We start from the raw sequence: 17,430 nt of genomic DNA, 5'->3' as shown, positions 1-17,430 counted from the left end.
ATGAGCAACCGTAAACCTTATGTTCGTCAAATGAATCGTACGTGGTGGAGCAACCACCCGTTCTACCGCTTCTACATGCTACGTGAAGCAACCGTACTGCCATTGGTGCTATTTACCGTGTTCTTAACCTTCGGTTTAGGTTCACTGGTAAAAGGCCCAGAAGCATGGCAAACATGGTTAGACTTCATGGCTAACCCACTGGTTGTCGGCATTAATATTGTCGCTCTACTGGGCAGCCTGCTTCACGCTCAAACTTTCTTTAGCATGATGCCTCAAGTAATGCCGATTCGTATCAAGGGTAAACTGCTCGATAAAAAGCTTATCGTTCTTGGCCAATGGGCCGCAGTCGCCTTTATTTCACTCATCGTTCTTGTTGTGGTTTAAGGAGCTAAATTATGAACCCAAGTTACAAAGTAAATCGCGCTCCTAAACGTTCTGACGAGCCAATCTGGTGGGGCCTATTTGGCGCAGGCGGTACTTGGTTTGCGATGATCACGCCAATCACGATCCTAGTCCTCGGTATCTTAGTACCAATGGGCATTATCGATGCAGAAGCTATGAGCTATGAGCGTGTTTCAGGCTTCGCTACCAGCATCATTGGTGGCCTGTTTGTGATTGGTACACTAGCCCTACCTATGTGGCACGCAATGCACCGTGTTCATCACGGCATGCACGACCTTAAGTTCCACACAGGCGTTGCTGGTAAAGTTGCGTGCTACGCATTTGCAGGCCTAATCAGCGCATTGGCTGTGATCTTTGTGTTTATGATCTAGTTAAGAGCAGATGCGGGATTCGAGTAAACGAGATTCGAAGAGCTTGATTGAAAGCAGAGACGAGTTTCGGGTAATCGAGATACGAAGAGCTTAAAAATAGAAGCAGAACAGGGTTATCTTGTTCTGCTTTTTTGTTGTTGGTTATATACGTTTACAAACGTCACTTACACCGCCTTACATCAACCAATCCTGTTATTGATATTATTATCACCATAATAATAACGATGTCATTTGGCAGGTAAGAGTCGTATATTTTGATAATGTTCGATTCAAGAAAAAGAGGCAGATACCTAGGTATCTGCCTCTTTGCTTTTCTAAATCATTGAGTAATTAGAGCTTTTGACCACCCATGTTCTTATTGCTGTGCGACCTTCTTAGTTTGGTCCATTAAGCCTAATGCACCGAAGCCTGTAATCACATCGAGGTTGGTTTTCAAACCAGTCTCTTCACCGCCACCGATGTAGTTTTGCGGCATCTGCACTTGGAAGTTCTGCAGGTTATTATACAGCGAGTTCGCCACGTCGCGGTTCAGCTCAGCGAGATACACCTCGCGGTTTGCACCAAGTGCCGCATACTTCGCTTTCAGTACTTCTGCTTCCGCTCGACCTTTTTCAAGAATCGCTTTCGCTTCAAATTCGGCAGATAACGCATTGGCTTTCTGAATTGCTAGGTTCGCTTCTGCTGTCGCGAGCTCTTTCTCTTTCTCAACTTCAGCCAGTCGCTTAGTCTTCTCTACCTCTACGATTTCACGCTCTGCAATCTGACGTGCAACTTCAACCTCTTTTTGCTGCGCGATGATTGCAAGCTCTTTGCTACGCTGAGCATCTTGAACTTCACGAGTACGTTGAATCTCTTTGCGCAGTTGCTCTGTCTCAGCCTGTGCTTTTGAGGTCTCTTGCTCTTGAATAGCTCGGATTCGGTCTGCAACAAGACGCTTCTTGTCCGCCAATAGTTGATCTAGCTGCTTCTCTGGTTGAGGGTCGCCAATCGTCACCTGTGTTACTTGGATACCATATTGCTGCAGTGGGTTATCCTGACGAATTGGCTGACCAGTATTGTCTACTACAGGGACTGTCTTCCACACCAGTTGATTAGTTCGTTGCAGCTGGTTCGAGTTTGATTGATTTGCCCCAACAGGCGCTAGCTCTAGCTCTTCCACTTCAACTTGACGACGCTCAGTCAGGTAGATACCTTCACGCAGTTGGTCACCCAGTTTGGATTTAAACTGGTTCAAACCACCTTGGAAGAACTCCTCACCCGTGTATTGGGTTGCAGTAATCACAGTCACGTTGCGCGCATTCTTCACCAGCAAGGCATCAATCAAGTTGCTGTTGTTACGAAACTCTTTATGCATCTTTTCGACAGCTTGTGGATCGTTACTCAACTTAAAGCGGAACGTCACCGGGATCTGCCCGATATAGGTATCAGCAAAACGCACCTGTACCGGATCTAATCTCTGATAGAAGTCTTCCCCTTTGCTGTTGCCAAAAGACACGGTGATGACTTGATCATACTTGGTGATCTTAGACAGAAACGGCATACGAAAGTGAATGCCCGGTTCTGTGAATACATCGAGTTCACCAGTAATGTTGTTTTGGTGCACGTAGCTGTAACCGGCATCGGTCATCAGTACTGAGCTATTAATTGTTAAGCCTAATGCGAGCAGCGGAATACCAAATACTGCTGCTTTGAGTCCTTTATGTAGTAGCTGACGTCTTTCTTCTACTTTCAAACCCTGTCCTAAGCCTCTGCTTTCCATTTTATTCTCCTTATTGGATTGTCATTGAGTTAAATCGATAAAAATCAAAGTGATATGCAACTCACTGACAACAGGGACTAATGTATCAAATTGTTACATTAAGGAATAATCGAAAGATTCATCAAATTTATAAGATTTTTACGAACAATATATATTTGTACTGATTTTGCGGGATAGGTCTCGATTGGGGTAAGTCAGGAAACTAGAAAACTAGAAAACAGCAGGCAATAAAAAAGGCCGCCTAAGCGACCTTTCATCAAACAGTTGAAGTAAATTACTTCACACGACCAACGTATTCGCCAGTACGAGTATCTACTTTAACAACTTCACCGATAGCGATGAATAGAGGTACACGAACTACTGCACCTGTCGCTAGAGTTGCTGGTTTACCACCAGTACCTTGAGTATCACCCTTCAAGCCAGGATCTGTATCCGTAACTTCGATTTCAACAAAGTTTGGCGGAGTTACTGTGATAGGGTTATCATTCCACAACGTTAGAGTACATACGTCGTTTTCAACTAGCCATTTAGCTGTTTCGCCAACTGCTTTCGCATCTGCAGCGATTTGCTCGAATGTCTCGTTGTTCATGAAGTGGAAAAACTCGCCATCTGAGTACAGGTAACCTAGATCAACGTCTACAACGTCTGCTAGTTCTACTGTATCGCCTGACTTGAATGTTTTCTCTAACACTTTGCCTGACAGCAGTTTACGAAGTTTAACACGGTTAAACGCTTGGCCTTTACCTGGCTTAACGTATTCATTTTCGATAATTGAGCAAGGCTCGTTATCCATCATGAATTTTAAACCGCCTTTGAATTCATTGGTGCTTACTGACGCCATGATTTCCTCTTACACATCTTTGAGTTGATTTCAATGCCGCATATCATAACCCGAAAAGTCGAATCTGTTGAGCAAAACTGGCTCAAACAGCTATCGAATGCGATCTCAGACCCGACAAAACTCCTTGAAGCATTGGAAATAGACCCAACACCATGGCAAGCAGGCTTTGCCGCACGCAACCTATTCGCGCTGCGCGTACCGTTAAGCTTTGTCGAGCGAATGGAAAAAGGCAACCCGCATGACCCGCTATTACGTCAGGTTTTGCCATTAAGCGAAGAGTTCGAAGTTCATGAAGGCTACTCTGCAGATCCATTAGAGGAGCAAGACAACGCAATCCCGGGGCTACTGCACAAATACAAGAACCGCGCTTTGATGATTGTGAAAGGTGGCTGCGCGATTAACTGTCGTTATTGTTTTCGTCGCCATTTCCCTTATCAAGACAACAAGGGTTCTAAATCGGTATGGCAGACAAGCCTTGAGTATGTCGCTCAACATCCAGAGATCAATGAAGTGCTGCTTTCTGGTGGCGACCCGTTGATGGCCAAAGACAGTGAGTTGAAATGGCTGGTTAACGCGATTGAATCTATCCCGCACATCAAGACGGTTCGTATCCACAGCCGTCTACCAGTGGTGATTCCTGCACGTATTACTGACGAACTGTGCCAAATTCTAAGCACATCTCGCCTTAACGTAGTACTGGTAAACCATATTAATCATGCCAATGAGATCAATGATGAGTTAAAACTCGCGTTATCGAAGCTCAGACGAAGTGGTGTGATCCTGCTTAACCAAGGTGTGATGCTGAAAGGCGTCAACAATTGCGTTAACTCTTTGAAAAATCTAAGCGAAAGCCTATTCGATGCTGGGGTTTTACCCTACTATATGCATGTACTTGATAAGGTACAGGGCGCGGCTCATTTTTATATCTCGGATGAAGAAGCAAAACAGCACATGCAGGGCTTGATGGCAGAAGTGTCAGGGTACCTTGTGCCGAAGCTTACTCGAGAGATAGGTGGCCGCATCAGCAAAACACCACTCGACCTCCACTTAGAATAAGACGTTACCGAAATGAAGATGTATTCGAACAGCACCACACGTAATCAAGGTTTTACCATCATTGAGCTAGTAGTGGTGATTGTTATCTTAGGTATTATTTCGGTGACAGCGGCAAGTAAGTTTCTCAACTTACAGACTGATTCTCGCATCGCGACCTTGAACGGCCTTCGTGGTGGTATGGAAGGTGCGAGTGCGATGGTACATGGCAAAGCTGCTGCACTTGGCATAGAACGCGCAGTCAGTGCTTCTATCAACATTGAAAATGACTCGATCCTTTTAGCCTATGGTTATCCCGCGGCTATGAATGATGAAGCTTGGTCACAGCTCATCGAGTCAACGTTTCTGGATGCTGAGTGGGATACAGGTGACGCTGATTGGTTCTTTACTAATGTCAGCGCTACCGATGGCATTATTATTTACGCACCATCAAGCCGCAAAAAACAAGGTGACAGCTGCTACCTCGAGTACACCGAAGCCACATCAACAGCACAACCAACCTTTGAACTGACCACCAGCGGTTGTTAATCATCATCTGTACAGATTAATCGTCTAGACAAAAACTTTTTGTTCGATCGTCCGGTCTATTATCAGCATACTCGGCTCTATTCTAAATTTTTAGGAGGGGTGACATGTCACAAACCATCGAACAATTTCTCAACCTTGCCCCTTTCAGCTGGGCAGCACTGGCCGTGTGCATGTTGTGCGGCTCCTTAATCGGTATCGAGCGTCAAACACGTGGTAAGCCGGTTGGGATTCGCACCTCAATTTTGATCATCAGCGGTACCTATTTCTTCCTGACTATGGCGATAAGCTTGTCACCCAATACGCTCGACCAAGCGCGAGTGTTAGGCCAAATCATTACCGGCGTCGGCTTTTTGGGTGCTGGAGTAATGATGACGCTAGATGGCAAGATTCATGGTGTCACCTCCGCCGCCATTATCTGGGTATTGGCTGCCTTAGGGATGATGATAGCCCTTGGACATCTCAGCCAATCAGTCATCATCACGGTATTAGCGATTGTGATTTTGCTGGGTGTGGATAAGGTGGAGAACAGCTTCCAGAGTCTACGTCGAGGCGTACATCAGAAGTGGATGCGCAAGGGGCGCATTAATAAGTCTTAAGTTCACGTCAAAAAACACAAAGCCCAATGGGTGATCATTGGGTTTTGTTGTATCAATTGCTTTGTTTGTAGTCTTACTTAGAAAACCTGAATACAGACCTGGTTCTTACCAGAAATCTTAGCTTGATAAAGCTGTTCATCCGAAGCGCGAATACTCTGGTTATGCCATAAGTGCGCTAAGCTATCGAACTTATATAGTGAATATAGCGTCGCCCCACCTGACACCGACACACTGATTCGATCGCCATCGCTGCAGCGGTAACCTTGCAAGCTAATATCATTCTGGATACGCTCAAAGATCGATGTCAGTAGTTCAGAGGATTCACCAGTGATCGCCACAACAAACTCTTCACCACCAAAGCGGGCCACTATGTCTCGTTGGCGAACACTACTGGTCATTAGGTGTGCCACATGGCAGATCACCTCATCACCCACCTTATGTCCATATTTGTCATTGACCGCTTTAAAGTCATCAATATCAAACACGCCAATCCCAATGATCGGCTCTTCGTCTTGAGCCATTAATCTTGCCTCAAAGCCACGACGGTTAAGCAGCCCCGTCATAGGATCTCGCATCGCCAGTTCGCTCAAACGATGATGCTCCTGCTTAGTACATATTCGCCATAAAACCAGTACTGAAGTAATGAACAAACCCAATAGCAAAGAGAGTTGCAGACGATCCATCTCCAACACATGCAGTATGTGCTCACGTTTCTTCTCTTCAATATTTAGATAGAGCTGGGTATGCAATCCATCGACATACAATGGGTGCGAGTGGGTAAAATCCATAAAGCCGTACTTGTTGACCCCAAGCGTGCTCGATATCTCGTAGCCATGCTTTGGATTGGAGACCAGGTTAGAAACATAACCATCGACACCTAACACACCTTTAAACTCGCCATCCACATAAATACCTTTGGTTAGCGTCACCACTTTTTTACCCGTTAGGTAATCATCGTATTGGCCTGTGTAGACAACTCGGTCTTTCTTCTGCGTTAACCCGAAACGAATGGTGTTAATCCAATAAGGGCGACTGTTCACCACCGATTCAAAGGTATCACCCTGAATATAGCTGGCAAAATCAGACGGCGACGAGATGATGAATTTCTCTTTCGAGATAAAGTAAATAGCCGAAATGGTATCGATAGTATTGGCAAAATAAGCCATGGTTGGCGCGATAAACAGACGCTTGCTCGCTTCCACATTGAGCTGTGAGCGTGGGTCACACATCTCAATGGGGCCGGAGAACATGAAGTCAAAGCGTGGTTGGGATTGCTCCTCGCTAGAAAAGTAACAGGTTTCACCATCAATTTTTCGCGTGTGAGAGAAAGCGTAGGTGTCACCATGCAGCGGATACAAGGCCGTAATGTTGTATTCAAGCGCATTAATGATCTGCGTGAGCTCTTCCAGAGACTGGCTCACCCTTTGATTTTCAATCCAATATAGGGCATCTGATTCTTCCGCTGAATCAACAAGTAATAGGCTCAATACTAATAAGAATAAAGCGGTGAGACCCAACAGGGCCTTTTTGAAATCGAGAGTTTGGTAGTTAATCAAAGCAAAGGTAGTTTGTGTTTAATTTTGCCGCACATTGTACCGAAATGTTTACTATCGTCCAGCCCTGAACAGATAAAATACAAAACAAGTTGCTTATTAATCGCAGAGCAGCGAGGAGGATGAGATAGACAATGAACACCTGACCAACCTGATCAGGTGCTCATAAGGTTTTGGCTTTTGATTTCAGTCGCTATTTAGCGAAGTTTACGATTGGGAAGCATGGGAAGAAGCCGTTGTCTGCACAGTTAATCAGACCAACTTGCACGCCTTCAATCTTATTAGTCTTGTTGAAGATACCCACTTGTACTGTCGATACCTCAGACAAGTTCGCTGCACCCACATCGACTAAGGTGTCGCCTTTCGAGTAGTTTACAAAACTCACGTTAGCGCCTTTTACATTATTGGTAATGTTCACAGCACCTAAGTTTACACCGGTTGTTTGGCCTTCATTCCAGTTGAAGAAGCCCAAAGATGCACCTGTCATCTCTTGGTTAACCTTAGACGCACCGAAGAAGCCAAGGTTTACACCAGTCGTCGTTTGAGTTTCAGACATACCAATCACCGCAAGGTCTAAACCTTTTAGGTCGTTCACTTGACCGTGCAGTAACGCCACACGCACACCGCCAACGGCATCAGAATCTGGTGCGTTGAATCCATTGATTGTTGAGAACATCACAGGCGATGAAGCAAAGGCCGCCGGAGCCATTACCGCTGCTGATACTGCAAGTACTGAAAGTAGTTTTTTCATTGGGGAGTCTCCACTGACTGAATCCGCGATTGAGAAGTTAATTAGCGATCGATAAGTTAACTAACAATCAAAGAGTTATCTCATTATTTTGCTTTATCTAACAGCCATCCATGTTAAATCAATGTCATAACTGTCTTTTTGAGTATAGAGCAGATAGGAGCAGATGAGGGATTCGAGTGAACGAGATGAGAAAAGAAAAAAGCGGATGCGGGATGCGAGTGAGCGAGATGAGAAAAGAAAAAAGCGGATGTGGGATTCGAGTGGCGAGATGCGAAAAGAATAAAGGCGGATACGGGATTCGAGTGAACGAGATGCGAAGAGAATGAAAGCGGATACGAGATTCGAGTGGCGAGATGAGAAAAGATTAAAAGCGGATGAAGAAAATAAGATGAGAGATACGAGTAACCGAGATGCGAAAAGAATAAGAGCGGATGACGAAAAAGAAGAGATGAGAGATACGAGTGAACGAGATGCGAAAAGATTAAAGTCGGATGAGAGAGAATGAGATACGAAGAGCATAAAGGTTTACTGTTCTAGCGATTTGATTAGGGCGCCTAGCATGCGAGATATCTGAAGTGCTTCCGATTGCCACCTAGCCGCAACCTCTTTGGGCACAAACCCAACTTCAGAGCCGATATCGGCTTGGGTAGCGAACTCACCGATTGAGCCTTTGGCAATTGCAAAAAAACGCTGGCGTTCTTTTAAGGATTTTCTCTCACAGCCTTCAGCGATATTGCTCGGTACAGATAATGCGCTGCGCGTAATCTGATCTTTGAAGCCATAGTCACGGCAAGTGTCCATCTCCCTATAAACAGAAATCGATAGCAAACGACTGCGCTGCCAAACATCTAGTTTTCTATAAAGCACACCTACTACCCAGTTATCGAAAAACCAATCATCTCAAAAACACCCAATAAAAAAGTTCCAAAAAAGCACCAAACCTCGAGACCTCTTTCCCTTCATCTTGTCGAATCTCGCTTACCCGAATCCCGCATCTGCCCCTAAAGCTCTTCGAATCTCGTTTACCCTCATCTCGTATCTGCTCCTAAAAAAAACGGAGACCGAAGTCTCCGTTTTCAATTTCACTATGAATAGCGAGGGGGGGAATTACATCATACCGCCCATGCCACCCATACCGCCCATGCCACCCATGTCAGGCATTGCTGGCGCGTCTTTTTGTGGTAGGTCTGTTACCATCGCTTCTGTTGTGATCATTAGACCAGCAACTGATGCTGCGAATTGTAGTGCAGAACGAGTAACCTTAGTTGGATCTAGGATACCCATTGCGATCATATCGCCGTATTCACCAGTAGCAGCGTTGTAACCGTAAGAACCTTCGCCGCCTTTTACGTTGTTCGCAACCACTGACTCTTCGTCACCTGCGTTCTTCGTGATTTGACGGATTGGCGCTTCCATTGCACGTAGTGCAACGCGGATACCAACGTTTTGCTCTTCGTTGTCGCCTTCAAGGCCAGCAACTTTAGAAGCAACGCGGATAAGTGCAACACCACCACCAGCAACCACACCTTCTTCAACTGCAGCGCGAGTTGCGTGAAGTGCGTCTTCTACACGGTCTTTCTTCTCTTTCATTTCAACTTCAGTCGCAGCGCCAACTTTGATTACTGCAACACCGCCTGCTAGCTTAGCAACGCGCTCTTGTAGTTTTTCTTTGTCGTAGTCTGAAGTCGCATCTTCGATTTGTTGACGGATTTGAGCAACACGACCTTGGATCATTGCTTCTTCACCCGCGCCATCGATGATAGTTGAGTTTTCTTTAGTGATAGTTACACGCTTAGCTTGACCTAGGTCTTCTAGCGTTACTTTTTCTAGGTCTAGACCGATCTCTTCAGAGATGACCGTACCGCCAGTTAGGATAGCGATGTCTTGTAGCATTGCTTTACGACGGTCACCGAAACCAGGTGCTTTAACAGCAGCAACTTTCACGATACCGCGCATGTTGTTCACAACTAGAGTCGCAAGCGCTTCGCCTTCTACATCTTCAGCGATGATTAGAAGTGGACGAGATGCCTTAGCAACCGCTTCTAGAGTCGGAAGAAGTTCACGGATGTTTGAAACTTTCTTGTCGATAAGAAGGATGAATGGGCTTTCTAGATCAACAGAACCTGCTTCTTGGTTGTTGATGAAGTAAGGAGATAGGTAACCGCGGTCGAACTGCATACCTTCAACTACGTCTAGCTCGTCTTGCAGTGCTTGACCTTCTTCAACTGTGATAACGCCATCACGGCCTACTTTTTCCATCGCTTCAGCAATGATGTTACCTACTGTCGCGTCAGAGTTTGCAGAGATAGTACCTACTTGTGCGATAGCTTTAGTATCTGCACATGGAACTGAAAGTGCTTTTAGCTCTTCAACTGCTGCAACAACTGCTTTGTCGATGCCGCGCTTAAGATCCATTGGGTTCATGCCAGCAGCAACGGCTTTTAGGCCTTCGTTTACGATAGCTTGAGCAAGAACAGTTGCAGTAGTCGTACCGTCACCAGCTGCGTCGTTCGCTTGTGAAGCGACTTCTTTAACCATTTGTGCGCCCATGTTTTGGAACTTGTCTTCAAGTTCGATCTCACGTGCAACAGAAACACCATCTTTAGTGATAGTTGGTGCGCCAAATGATTTGTCTAAAACAACGTTACGACCTTTAGGACCTAGCGTTACTTTTACTGCGTCAGCCAGAACGTTTACACCTTCTAGCATTTTAACTCGTGCGTCGTTACCAAATTTAACGTCTTTAGCAGCCATCTTTATTTCCTTTAAATTCTTTATTCAGTCAGTTCAGTTTATATAGCGCGGATTACTCAACGATCGCCATGATGTCGTTTTCAGACATGATCAGAACTTCTTTGCCGTCGATCTTTTCTGTTTTAGTGCCGTAGCCTTCAGCAAAGATAACAGTGTCGCCAACTTTAACGTCCAATGGTTGTACTGAACCATTTTCTAGGATGCGGCCTTTACCCACAGCTAGAATTACACCGCGAGTTGATTTTTCAGCGGCAGAACCAGTTAGAACGATGCCACCAGCAGATTTAGATTCAACTTCTTGGCGCTCAACGATAACTCGGTCGTGTAGAGGACGGATATTCATCGGTCTTATCTCCTGATAATTTCCATTTAATTTGATAGTTGCCACGATTGGCATGGGATTAATCAGTATGTTGGGGCGAAGTGAAAGATCCCAAGGGGTGAGAGGAAAAATTTGTGATCTAAAAGGGCAGATGCGGGATGCGAGTGAACGAGATGCGAAGAGAATAAGAGCAGTGACCGAGATTCGGGTAAACAAGGAGCGAAAGGCAATAACTGACGCAAAGTAGAGTCACCTTCTTTTGTTTTTGCCTTTCACATCTCGAAGCCCGTTTACTCGCATCTATTTTTCCCCGTCATTCCAGAACTGAGGAACGAAGTGTCTGGAATCTCATACCGCACGCAGATAACTATATAGTCGCAAGAGATTCCCTACTACACTCGTTCCTCGTTATAGGGAATGACAAAACTCCATAGAGCTGCCCAAATCCCGTCTGCCTGTATCTGCTCTTCAAGCTCTTCGCATCTCGTTTACTCGAATCCCGTATCTGCTTTCTTTCCCGCCCACATCTGTTTATCCTACGCTTTTAGTTTTTACGGCGTTGTACATGCGAGATAAGCACGGGCTTTTGACTGCTCCCATAGCAGAGACATTGCGAACCATGACCATACCGACCATCTTCGGTATGGTAGCGATCTTGATGTTCAACCTTGTTGATACCTTCTTTATCTCACTGCTTGGTACGCAAGCACTCGCAGCCGTAAGCTTTACCTTCCCAATTACCTTTGCCATTAACTGCATCACCATGGGGATTGGTGTTGGCCTTTCTACAAGCATCGGGCGCCTACTTGGAAAAGGTTGCTCCGAGAATGCAGCACGTTTTACCGCGCACGGGCTACTGCTGGCCGTAATCCTTGTCATCAGTGCTTCAACGTTCGGCATCTTTACATTAGAGCCTTTATTTAGTGCGCTTGGAGCTAAGTCAGAGCTACTACCATTGATATCTGAATACATGTTGGTGTGGTATCTCGCGATTCCACTGCTCGTGATCCCAATGGCAGGCAACAGCGCCATTCGTGCTAGTGGTGATACAAAAACACCGGCTAAGATTATGATGTTGGCAGGCCTTATCAATGGCGTGCTCGACCCGCTACTGATATTTGGGTACGGACCTTTCCCTGAGCTGGGCATTCAAGGTGCAGCGATAGCAAGTGGTTTTAGTTGGTTTGGTGCGTTGTGCGGATCACTCCATGTGCTTATCAAACGAGAGAAGCTTTTAGCATTACCTAAGCCAAAAGATATGTTCAACGATTGGAAGCAGATCCTCACCATCGGCACGCCAGCTGCACTATCTAACGCACTTAACCCGTTGGCAGGCGCGATTATTATGATGATGCTCGCCAAACAAGGCACTGAGGCTGTGGCCGCCTATGGCGCTGCACAACGAATTGAATCAATATTGATTATTGTGTTGATGTCCCTCACCTCTGCCCTTACCCCTTTCATGGCGCAGAACTTTGGTGCTAACAACCCTCAACGCAGCTTCAAAGCCCTGTTTCTAAGCATGCGCTTTGCGGTGCTGTTTCAAGGACTCATCTTCTTGATGATGGTGCCACTCAGCATTCCGCTAGCTGCTCTTTTCTCTCAAGAAGAGTCCGTGCGAGACATCTTATGGCACTATTTGTTAGTCGTACCGTTCAGCTATGGTTTCCAAGGTATTGTGATGATGCTGATTAGTGGCATGAATGCGATGCACAAGCCACTCAAAGCCTTTCAATGGAGTTTCATGCGCCTGTTCTTATTCACGCTACCTTTTGCATGGATAGGGAGCTTGCTTGACGGCATTGAAGGCCTGTTTATAGGCTTGGCATTAGGGAATATCGCAGGTGGTGTTGCTGGGTATTGTTATGCGTTGAGGCTAAGGGGCAGATGAGGGATACGAGTATCGAGATGCGAAGAGATTTAAAAGCATATGCGGCACTCAGATAAGTTCGCCTCCAACCCCGTCATTCCCTATAGCGAGGGACGAGCGTGGTAGGGAATCTTTCGCGCGTAATGAATTAGTTTAGGGAAATGAATATGACAGAGATTAGTTTTAAATCGGTCTATGATGCGCCGATTGGCAAGATGATCATTATTAGCGATGGCGACTCGATTATTGAGATCGACCATGTAAATCATAATGAGTCCATTACGAGTAACCCTGATGAGCTTTGTCTCCTCGCAACGAAACAACTAGATGAATACTTTGCAGGTACGAGAATCGAATTCGACCTACCTTTGAAAGCTATCAAAGGCACCGACTTTCAGAAAGCGGCTTGGCAAGCCCTGACCACTATTCCATATGGTGAAACCATCAGCTACGGCGAACAAGCCAAACGAATGAACAACCCCAAGGCAGTGCGCGCTGTTGGTGGTGCAAACGGCAAAAATCCATTTAGCATCGTCGTGCCCTGCCACCGTGTAATTGGTGCGAATGGGACACTTACAGGTTACACAGGTGGTATGAGTCGAAAGGAATGGTTGCTGGATTTTGAAAGCAAGATGCGAGTAAACGGGATGCGAGATGCGAAGGGCATATAGAGCAGATGAGAGTGACGAGGCTCGGGATGCAAAAATATGTAACGGCTCTCTGTCCGTAATATCTTCGCCTCTGATTTATCGCATATCGAATATGTTCTTCAGCACTTCGTATCTTGCTTACCCGTATCCCGCATCTGCCTTTAAGCTCTTCGCATCTCGTTTACCCGCCTCTAGCATCTTTTCCTTATCCCCAAATACAAAAAAACGGCCACACTCGCGTGCAGCCGTTTCAGTATTCGATGCTAGTTAAAAGCTATTTAACCAGAACTTCACCCGTCATCTCTGATGGGATTTCTAGGCCTACTAGAGAAAGCATAGTTGGAGCTAGGTCAGACAGTTTACCGCCTTCTTTGAACTCAACTTCTTTATCACCAACGTAGATTAGAGGAACTGGTAGGTTAGTGTGAGCAGTGTGGATGCCACCTGTCTCTGGGTCTACCATCATTTCTGCGTTACCGTGGTCAGCAGTGATCAGCATTTGACCGCCGACTTCTTCGATAGCTGCCGTTACTTTAGCAACACACTCGTCCATTGCTTCGATAGCTTTTTCTGCAGCTTCGTAAACGCCAGTGTGACCAACCATATCTGGGTTTGGGTAGTTACAGATGATAGTGTCGTACTTACCAGACTTGATAGCCGCAACCATCTTCTCTGTTAGCTCAGCAGAGCTCATTTCTGGCTGTAGGTCGTAAGTCGCAACTTTTGGAGAAGCAACTAGCTGACGCTCTTCACCTTCAAACTCGTTCTCAACGCCACCGTTGAAGAAGAATGTAACGTGCGCGTATTTCTCAGTTTCAGAGATACGTAACTGAGTTTGACCTTGCTTAGATAGCCACTCACCGTATGTGTTCTCTAGAGACGCAGGTGGGAAGCCAATTGCTAGCGGGATGTCAGCAGCGTATTGCGTTAGCATAACGAAGTTGATTGTTGGGAATACATCGCGCTCGAAGCCGTCGAAATCAGGTACGAAAGTACGAGTGATTTGACGTGCACGGTCAGCACGGTAGTTCATGAAGATAACTGCGTCGCCATCTACGATAGCTGCGTCTTCTTGACCTTCCGCTTTGATAGCCGTTGCTTTAACGAATTCGTCGTTCTCGTCACGAGCGTAAGCCGCTTCAAGACCTGCTACTGCTGATTCAGCTGTGAATTCTGCTTTGCCTAGTGTTAGAAGATCGTAAGCAACTTGTACGCGATCCCAGTTGTTATCACGGTCCATTGCGTAGTAGCGGCCTACTAGAGAAGCCACACGGCCTTTACCTAGTTTAGCGAATAGGTCTTGGAAACGTTGTAGAGAGTTCTCTGCGCTACGTGGCGGTGTGTCACGGCCGTCTAGGAAACAATGTAGGTAGATCTTCTCAGCGCCACGTGCTGCAGCCATTTCAACTGCTGCGTAGATGTGATCTTCGTGAGAGTGTACGCCACCTGGAGACATAAGACCCATGATGTGTACTGCTTTCTCAGCTTTAACCGCAGAGTCAATCGCTTCTACTAACGCTGGCGTTTCAGCGAACTCACCGTCAGCGATAGATTTAGTAATTCGAGTTAGGTCTTGGTATACAACGCGACCAGCACCAATGTTAGTGTGACCAACTTCTGAGTTACCCATTTGACCATCAGGTAGGCCTACATCCATACCAGAAGCAGAGATTAGTGTGTTTGGTTTGTTAGCAAACAGGCTATCGATAAATGGAGTTTTTGCATTCGCGATTGCGTTGTTTGCTGTGTCTTCACGGTGACCGTAACCGTCAAGAATCACTAGAGCCATAGGCTTCTTAGCTGTCATAGGACTGACCTCGTTCAATTCAAAAATAAATCGGTATAAAAACAAATTAGCGTAATTTTACTACAGTTTACAGTCAAAACTGTAGTGGAAGATCAAGAAAGGTAGCAGGTAGGAGGATCAGAGCTGAAAAAAAGCTTCTTTTGAAGGCAAAATGTTTTTGTCTCACGAGCTTATTTACAACCCAAAAGACAATAAAAAGGCCAGCAACTGAGTTACTGGCCTATCATTAATTCTCTACCACTTGTTGTGTCGAGCTAGAAGCATTCCAAACTAGATCGCCAATACCGTCAGTAGGCTTGAATCCTGTTGGCGCATCCAACAACAGTTGACGAATCGTCTCATGTTCTAAGTTGTGGCATGCAAAATCTAAAGACTCGAGCAGGTTATCATACTCATCAATTGGCAAAAATACCTCATGAGCTGTCATGATCCGTTCATGAGCAGTACGTTGAACATTATCCCCAATCAACAACTCTTCATACAACTTCTCTCCCGGACGAAGGCCTGAGAATTGAATTTCGATATCACCATGAGGATTCTGCTCATTCTTAACAGACAAGCCAGAAAGATTAATCAAGTTCTCAGCAAGATCTGTAATTTTAACTGACTCTCCCATATCAAGAACGAACACATCGCCCCCTTTACCCATCGCTCCCGCTTGAATAACGAGTTGAGCAGCTTCAGGAATAGTCATGAAGAAGCGAGTGATATCTGGATGAGTTACTGTTAAAGGCCCCCCTGCTTTAATCTGCTTTTTAAACAGTGGGATAACTGAGCCAGAAGAACCAAGAACATTACCAAATCGAACCATACAGAAACGCGTACCATTTTCTTTCTGATTCTCTTGCTCAGCTAAGGCTTGCAAACCCAATTCTGCCATACGCTTGGTTGTACCCATCACATTTGTTGGGCGTACCGCTTTGTCTGTTGAGATCAACACAAAAGACTCGACACCAGCTTCAATAGCCGCTTTCGCGGTGTAGTAAGTGCCGTAAACATTGTTTCGCACACCTTCTACAACATTATACTCAACGAGAGGGACGTGCTTATACGCTGCTGCGTGATAAACTGTTTCAACTTTAAAAGACTTCATTGAGGTAAGTAATCGATGAGAACGTTGAACTGACCCTAGAAGAGGGACGATTTCTACATCAAAGCCTTTGGATTCTTTTAACAAAGAAAGTTCACGATCAATTTGATACAGACCAAATTCAGATAGCTCAAACAAAACAAGTGTTTTTGGCTCTTGTTTTAAGATCTGACGACATAGCTCCGAGCCAATCGAGCCACCAGCACCTGTCACCATCACAACTTTATCTTTGATATTAGCTTCCATTAGAACCTGCTGAGGGGCTACCGCATCGCGCCCTAACAAGTCTTCAATTGGAACATCAGTTAACTCATCAATTTTCGCTTTTCCAGATACAATATCAGCCATATCTGGAACTGTTTGTATTTCAACAGGAAGCGGAGCTAACAAGTCTAAGATTTGTTTACGGCGAGCGCGAGATGCACTAGGAATAGCAAGTAAAATTTTGGAAATGTCATACTTATCAATCAAAGCTTCTGTTTTAGATAAATCAACAACAGGTAACCCAAGAATCATTGTATTGGTTAGAGTTTTATCTTCATCGATAAACGCTCGAATACGATAATTTTCAGAAGCACGGAGTGCAACCGCAAGCTGGCGACCACCAGAACCTGCACCATAGATCAATACTTCTTGGCGTGAATCTTTTGATGGCGACGTAGTCGCTACTAAGTTTCTCACTACAAGACGGGAGCCTCCACACAACAGAGCTAGATAAGCGCCGTAAATAACAGGCACAGTTCTAGGGATTGGCTCTTGTAAGTAGTATGCGAAGACAGCCAAAGAAATCGCAGATAAAATCGCACCAGCTGTGACTACGAACAAAGCTTGAAAAGTCAGATACCTAAGGATAGCTCGATACAATCCAATTTGAGTAAAAATCAAAACTGTAGATATTACTGTTAAGCCAATCAGTAATAAGTTATCACCATCGCTAAGTAGCTTTACATCGCCTAACCTTGTCCAAAGAGCGACGTGCAGAGCAAACAAGATGAGCAATGTGTCGATAATGACACTGATAACGCGCTTGTGTAAGCGAGACAATTGCCAAATAAAATTGAGACGTTGCATAAAATGATTCTT

16 protein-coding genes are annotated in these 17,430 nt (G+C 45.4%); 7 read left to right on the top strand and 9 right to left on the bottom strand.

Features of this window, described 5'->3' with window-relative positions:
* The gene (gene frdC, locus VFDL14_RS11700) at positions 1-384 is read left to right on the top strand and encodes a fumarate reductase subunit FrdC (RefSeq protein ID WP_032551236.1); all 384 of its coding nucleotides are present in this window, start codon (positions 1-3) and stop codon (positions 382-384) included.
* Between the two features lie 11 nt (positions 385-395).
* A complete protein-coding gene (gene frdD / locus VFDL14_RS11705; protein ID WP_032551235.1) occupies positions 396-773 on the top strand; it encodes a fumarate reductase subunit FrdD in 378 nt (125 codons plus the stop codon).
* Between the two features lie 355 nt (positions 774-1,128).
* Here frdD and VFDL14_RS11710 read toward each other — a convergent pair whose 3' ends face one another.
* Together VFDL14_RS11710 and efp are read right to left on the bottom strand one after the other, a co-directional pair.
* Positions 1,129-2,532: an SPFH domain-containing protein gene (locus tag VFDL14_RS11710; protein ID WP_032551234.1), complete on the bottom strand. Its 1,404-nt coding sequence runs from the start codon at positions 2,530-2,532 to the stop codon at positions 1,129-1,131.
* A 274-nt stretch (positions 2,533-2,806) separates the two neighbouring features.
* The gene (gene efp / locus VFDL14_RS11715) at positions 2,807-3,373 is read right to left on the bottom strand and encodes an elongation factor P (RefSeq protein ID WP_032551233.1); all 567 of its coding nucleotides are present in this window, start codon (positions 3,371-3,373) and stop codon (positions 2,807-2,809) included.
* 33 nt (positions 3,374-3,406) lie between these two features.
* Here efp and epmB point away from each other — a divergent pair, with 33 nt between their 5' ends.
* The 3 genes from epmB (at position 3,407) to VFDL14_RS11730 (ending at position 5,550) form a co-directional block, all read left to right on the top strand.
* Complete coding sequence (epmB, locus tag VFDL14_RS11720; protein ID WP_032551231.1) at positions 3,407-4,429, top strand: EF-P beta-lysylation protein EpmB; 1,023 nt, start codon at positions 3,407-3,409, stop codon at positions 4,427-4,429.
* Positions 4,430-4,441: 12 nt separating this feature from the next.
* Positions 4,442-4,954 (top strand): prepilin-type N-terminal cleavage/methylation domain-containing protein, encoded by a 513-nt coding sequence (locus VFDL14_RS11725; RefSeq protein ID WP_032551230.1) that lies wholly within the window; start codon positions 4,442-4,444, stop codon positions 4,952-4,954.
* A gap of 104 nt (positions 4,955-5,058) precedes the next feature.
* A complete protein-coding gene (locus VFDL14_RS11730; RefSeq protein ID WP_032551229.1) occupies positions 5,059-5,550 on the top strand; it encodes an MgtC/SapB family protein in 492 nt (163 codons plus the stop codon).
* Between the two features lie 77 nt (positions 5,551-5,627).
* Here VFDL14_RS11730 and VFDL14_RS11735 read toward each other — a convergent pair whose 3' ends face one another.
* The 5 genes from VFDL14_RS11735 to VFDL14_RS11760 form a co-directional block, all read right to left on the bottom strand.
* The gene (locus VFDL14_RS11735; RefSeq protein WP_235201702.1) at positions 5,628-7,067 is read right to left on the bottom strand and encodes a sensor domain-containing diguanylate cyclase; all 1,440 of its coding nucleotides are present in this window, start codon (positions 7,065-7,067) and stop codon (positions 5,628-5,630) included.
* A gap of 229 nt (positions 7,068-7,296) precedes the next feature.
* A complete protein-coding gene (locus tag VFDL14_RS11740; RefSeq protein ID WP_032551226.1) occupies positions 7,297-7,854 on the bottom strand; it encodes a VC2662 family protein in 558 nt (185 codons plus the stop codon).
* A gap of 525 nt (positions 7,855-8,379) precedes the next feature.
* Positions 8,380-8,721, bottom strand: coding sequence for a four helix bundle protein (locus VFDL14_RS11750; RefSeq protein WP_032551223.1), 342 nt, complete (start codon positions 8,719-8,721; stop codon positions 8,380-8,382).
* A 240-nt stretch (positions 8,722-8,961) separates the two neighbouring features.
* Entirely contained in the window at positions 8,962-10,608 is a 1,647-nt protein-coding gene (groL, locus tag VFDL14_RS11755; RefSeq protein ID WP_032551222.1) for a chaperonin GroEL, read from the bottom strand.
* A gap of 52 nt (positions 10,609-10,660) precedes the next feature.
* Positions 10,661-10,951, bottom strand: a complete 291-nt coding sequence (locus tag VFDL14_RS11760; protein ID WP_032551221.1) for a co-chaperone GroES — start codon at positions 10,949-10,951, stop codon at positions 10,661-10,663.
* Between the two features lie 544 nt (positions 10,952-11,495).
* On the opposite strand from VFDL14_RS11760, the gene VFDL14_RS0123195 reads away from it, so the two are divergent.
* Together VFDL14_RS0123195 and VFDL14_RS11765 are read left to right on the top strand one after the other, a co-directional pair.
* On the top strand, positions 11,496-12,821 hold the full coding sequence (locus VFDL14_RS0123195; RefSeq protein ID WP_032551220.1) for an MATE family efflux transporter: 1,326 nt from the start codon (positions 11,496-11,498) through the stop codon (positions 12,819-12,821).
* A gap of 146 nt (positions 12,822-12,967) precedes the next feature.
* Positions 12,968-13,471 (top strand): methylated-DNA--[protein]-cysteine S-methyltransferase, encoded by a 504-nt coding sequence (locus VFDL14_RS11765; RefSeq protein ID WP_032551218.1) that lies wholly within the window; start codon positions 12,968-12,970, stop codon positions 13,469-13,471.
* Between the two features lie 253 nt (positions 13,472-13,724).
* Here the strand turns inward: VFDL14_RS11765 and gpmM are convergent, their stop codons facing one another.
* Together gpmM and VFDL14_RS11775 are read right to left on the bottom strand one after the other, a co-directional pair.
* A complete protein-coding gene (gene gpmM, locus VFDL14_RS11770; RefSeq protein WP_032551217.1) occupies positions 13,725-15,257 on the bottom strand; it encodes a 2,3-bisphosphoglycerate-independent phosphoglycerate mutase in 1,533 nt (510 codons plus the stop codon).
* Positions 15,258-15,483: 226 nt separating this feature from the next.
* Positions 15,484-17,418, bottom strand: a complete 1,935-nt coding sequence (locus tag VFDL14_RS11775; RefSeq protein WP_032551216.1) for a polysaccharide biosynthesis protein — start codon at positions 17,416-17,418, stop codon at positions 15,484-15,486.
* Between the last annotated feature and the right edge of the window lie 12 nt (positions 17,419-17,430).

Origin of the sequence: Vibrio fortis, from assembly GCF_000695685.1 — a bacterium.
Taxonomy (GTDB): domain Bacteria; phylum Pseudomonadota; class Gammaproteobacteria; order Enterobacterales; family Vibrionaceae; genus Vibrio; species Vibrio fortis_A.
This window is presented reverse-complemented; position numbering and strand designations above follow the sequence as displayed.

Excerpts from the sequence above, each read along its gene's own strand:
- frdC (WP_032551236.1), top strand. The coding sequence starts at position 1 with ATGAGCAACCGTAAACCTTATGTTCGTCAAATGAATCGTACGTGGTGG.
- frdD (WP_032551235.1), top strand. The coding sequence starts at position 396 with ATGAACCCAAGTTACAAAGTAAATCGCGCTCCTAAACGTTCTGACGAG.
- VFDL14_RS11710 (WP_032551234.1), bottom strand. The coding sequence starts at position 2,532 with ATGGAAAGCAGAGGCTTAGGACAGGGTTTGAAAGTAGAAGAAAGACGT.
- efp (WP_032551233.1), bottom strand. The coding sequence starts at position 3,373 with ATGGCGTCAGTAAGCACCAATGAATTCAAAGGCGGTTTAAAATTCATG.
- epmB (WP_032551231.1), top strand. The coding sequence starts at position 3,407 with ATGCCGCATATCATAACCCGAAAAGTCGAATCTGTTGAGCAAAACTGG.
- VFDL14_RS11725 (WP_032551230.1), top strand. The coding sequence starts at position 4,442 with ATGAAGATGTATTCGAACAGCACCACACGTAATCAAGGTTTTACCATC.
- VFDL14_RS11730 (WP_032551229.1), top strand. The coding sequence starts at position 5,059 with ATGTCACAAACCATCGAACAATTTCTCAACCTTGCCCCTTTCAGCTGG.
- VFDL14_RS11740 (WP_032551226.1), bottom strand. The coding sequence starts at position 7,854 with ATGAAAAAACTACTTTCAGTACTTGCAGTATCAGCAGCGGTAATGGCT.
- groL (WP_032551222.1), bottom strand. The coding sequence starts at position 10,608 with ATGGCTGCTAAAGACGTTAAATTTGGTAACGACGCACGAGTTAAAATG.
- VFDL14_RS11760 (WP_032551221.1), bottom strand. The coding sequence starts at position 10,951 with ATGAATATCCGTCCTCTACACGACCGAGTTATCGTTGAGCGCCAAGAA.
- VFDL14_RS0123195 (WP_032551220.1), top strand. The coding sequence starts at position 11,496 with ATGCGAGATAAGCACGGGCTTTTGACTGCTCCCATAGCAGAGACATTG.
- VFDL14_RS11765 (WP_032551218.1), top strand. The coding sequence starts at position 12,968 with ATGACAGAGATTAGTTTTAAATCGGTCTATGATGCGCCGATTGGCAAG.
- gpmM (WP_032551217.1), bottom strand. The coding sequence starts at position 15,257 with ATGACAGCTAAGAAGCCTATGGCTCTAGTGATTCTTGACGGTTACGGT.
- VFDL14_RS11775 (WP_032551216.1), bottom strand. The coding sequence starts at position 17,418 with ATGCAACGTCTCAATTTTATTTGGCAATTGTCTCGCTTACACAAGCGC.